General features: G+C 55.4%; 1 protein-coding gene. It reads left to right on the top strand.

The window, feature by feature from the left end:
- Nucleotides 1-1,896: endopeptidase La (gene lon, locus AC1DLB_RS28520; protein WP_477786137.1), on the top strand; the 1,896-nt coding region annotated here is incomplete at its 5' end.
- Nucleotides 1,897-2,048: the final 152 nt, after the last annotated feature.

The raw sequence follows: 2,048 nt of genomic DNA, 5'->3' as shown, positions 1-2,048 counted from the left end.
CACATGGCCCTGAAGATCGAGCAGAAGCAGGAAATCCTCGAAATCATCGATTTGTCGGCCCGGGTCGAGCACGTTCTGGCGTTGCTGGATGCCGAGATCGATCTGCTGCAAGTCGAAAAACGCATTCGCGGCCGCGTTAAGAAGCAAATGGAGCGCAGCCAGCGCGAGTACTACCTGAATGAGCAGATGAAGGCCATTCAGAAAGAGCTGGGTGACAGCGACGAAGGCCACAACGAAATCGAAGAGCTGAAAAAGCGCATCGATGCCGCCGGTCTGCCGAAAGATGCGTTGGCCAAGGCTCAGGCCGAACTGAACAAGCTGAAGCAAATGTCGCCAATGTCCGCGGAAGCGACCGTGGTGCGTTCGTACATCGACTGGCTGGTTCAAGTGCCATGGAAAGCCCAGAGCAAAGTGCGCCTGGACCTGGCCCGTGCCGAAGACATTCTCGACGCCGACCACTACGGTCTGGAAGAAGTCAAAGAGCGCATCCTCGAATACCTCGCCGTGCAGAAGCGCGTGAAGAAGATTCGCGGCCCGGTATTGTGCCTGGTCGGTCCTCCAGGGGTGGGTAAAACCTCTCTGGCGGAGTCGATTGCCCATGCAACCAACCGCAAATTCGTCCGCATGGCCCTCGGTGGCGTGCGCGATGAGGCGGAAATTCGTGGTCATCGCCGGACTTATATCGGTTCGATGCCAGGAAGATTGATTCAAAAGATGACAAAGGTGGGCGTCCGCAACCCGCTGTTCCTGCTCGATGAAATCGACAAAATGGGCAGCGACATGCGTGGCGATCCAGCGTCGGCGTTGCTGGAAGTGCTCGACCCCGAGCAAAACCACAACTTCAACGATCACTATCTGGAAGTCGACTACGACCTGTCCGATGTGATGTTCCTGTGCACCTCCAACTCGATGAATATTCCACCGGCGCTGCTGGACCGGATGGAAGTGATTCGTCTGCCGGGTTACACCGAAGACGAGAAGATCAACATTGCCGTCAAATACCTTTCGCCCAAGCAGATTGCTGCCAACGGACTGAAAAAAGGCGAACTGGAATTCGACGCCGAAGCGATCCGCGACATCATCCGCTACTACACCCGCGAAGCCGGTGTACGTGGGCTGGAGCGCCAGATTGCCAAGGTTTGCCGCAAGGCGGTCAAAGAGCATGCTCTGGAAAAACGCTTCTCGGTGAAGGTGACTGCCGAGATGCTGGAACACTTCCTGGGCGTGCGTAAATTCCGTTACGGCCTGGCTGAGCAGCAGGATCAGATCGGTCAGGTCACCGGCCTGGCGTGGACCCAGGTGGGCGGCGAATTACTGACCATCGAAGCCGCAGTCGTGCCGGGTAAAGGCCAATTGATCAAGACCGGTTCTCTGGGTGACGTGATGGTCGAATCGATCACCGCAGCCCTGACCGTTGTCCGCAGCCGTGCGAAGAGCCTGGGGATTCCCCTGGACTTCCATGAGAAGCGCGACACGCATATCCACATGCCTGAAGGGGCGACCCCGAAAGACGGCCCTAGCGCCGGTGTAGGCATGTGCACGGCCCTGGTGTCGGCATTGACTGGCATTCCTGTAAGAGCGGACGTCGCCATGACCGGCGAAATCACCTTGCGTGGTCAGGTGCTGGCGATCGGTGGCTTGAAGGAAAAACTGCTGGCTGCTCACCGTGGCGGAATCAAGACGGTGATCATTCCTGAAGAGAACGTACGCGATCTGAAGGAAATTCCTGACAACATCAAGCAAGATCTACAGATTAAACCCGTTAAATGGATTGACGAGGTCCTGCAAATTGCGCTGCAATACGCGCCGGAACCCTTGCCGGATGTGGTTCCGGAGATCGTTGCAAAGGATGACAAACGCGAGTCTGACTCTAAGGAAAGAATTAGCACGCATTAGTACGCATTTGCCTGGGGGGCTTCCTTGACAGTTTTTTAGAGCCCTTGTTATAAAGCGGCTCTTAAGTGTCTGTAGGCCATTCAGCACTCGTTTTTTTTGCTTTCACCAAAAAACTKAGAATCAAACTCAAATAGATATAAGGGGACTTAGAG

The sequence above is a fragment of the Pseudomonas sp. 05N434 genome (assembly GCF_056396965.1).
Note: the sequence above shows the minus strand (reverse complement) of the source record. Positions and strands in the feature narration are given on the sequence as shown.